Origin of the sequence: Streptomyces torulosus, from assembly GCF_001419765.1 — a bacterium.
Classification (GTDB): Bacteria; Actinomycetota; Actinomycetes; order Streptomycetales; family Streptomycetaceae; genus Streptomyces; species Streptomyces torulosus.
In genome coordinates this window covers 1-1,264 of record NZ_LIRK01001031.1, presented here as the reverse complement: position 1 = coordinate 1,264, position 1,264 = coordinate 1, and the positions used below count along the sequence as shown (strand labels likewise).

Here is a 1,264-nt window from a genome sequence, read left to right as displayed (position 1 = left end):
GCGGGCAGGGCGCGCAGCCGCCGGGAGTTCTCGGGGGTGAGGTGCAGGAAGTCGGGCTCGCCGGAGGGGAGGCCCAGGTACGGGGAGGCGTTGTGGAAGACGCGGACCTGGAGGTCCTGGCGGCGGGTGAACTGGACGGCCGCGTCGTAGGGCACGTTCAGCCACTTGTGCAGGTCGACGCAGACCGCCGAAGGCGGCGTCGACGTGCAACCAGAAGTCGTACCGCTCCTTCAGCGCGGCGACGGCCCGCAGATCGTCGAAGTCGACCGTGTTCACCGTCCCGGCGTTGGCCACGACGACCGCCGGGCGCCCGCCGAGCGATTCCAGGGCGGCGGCGAGCGCCTCCACGTCCACCGCCTCCCGGCCGCCGGGCAGCAGCGGGACCGTGCGCAGGCGGTCCCGGCCGATGCCGAGGACGGAGAGCGCCTTGGTGACGCTGGAGTGCGGGCTGCCGGACAGGACGTCGACGGGGCCGAGGGCCGCCACGCCCTCGCGGGACACGTCCACGCCCAGCCGCTCGCCGAGCCACTCACGGGCGACGGCCAGCCCCACCGTGTTGGAGACGGTCGCGCCGGTCACGAACGCGCCCCCGTACTCCCCGCCCAGGCCGAACAACTCCCGCAGCCAGCCCAGGGTCTCGCGCTCCAGGGCCGTCGCGAAGGAGTCGCCGCCCCCGGACACGTTCTGGTCGTAGGCGCTGGTCAGCCAGTCCCCGGTGACGGCCGCCGGGGTGGCGCCCCCGGTGACGAAACCGAGGTAACGGGGCCCGGCGGAGCCGGAGAATCCCGGCGCCCAGCGCTCCGCGAAGCGGGCGAGGGCACCCTCCGCCCCGATGCCCGCCGACGGAAGCGGTACGGGACCGGGCCGGCCGCCGGGTCGGGCGACGGGGCGCTCCGCGATGCCCGCCACCTCCTTGGCGGCGAAGTCACGGGCGGACTGCAGGAGATCGGGGAGCCGGGAGAGATCGTCGGCGAGCACGGGGTCCATGAATCCGCAGCGTAGGGCGGGACGGAGGCCCGGTCGTGGGCCACTTCGAGGAAACTGGACTGGTCGGCGGCGCAACGACGGCGCCTTACCGTGCTTCCGACCGTGCGCGACATCGGCGCCGTACCCGGCTTCGGGTAGCCGATTGACGCGGCGCCGCACCGGGCTTCGGGCGGCCGACTGACGACGGTGCCCTACGGCGCTTCCGACGGTGGTGTCACGACGGCTCCGTACAACGCTTCGAGCGGCTGCCCTTGCGCCCCCGTCGCCCCCTCTACCC

1 pseudogene is annotated in these 1,264 nt (G+C 74.4%); it reads right to left on the bottom strand.

Annotated features, from left to right (window positions below):
- Positions 1-987 (bottom strand): annotated as a pseudogene (locus tag AOK23_RS43790) (pyridoxal phosphate-dependent decarboxylase family protein); the annotation flags it as partial.
- Positions 988-1,264 lie beyond the last annotated feature (277 nt).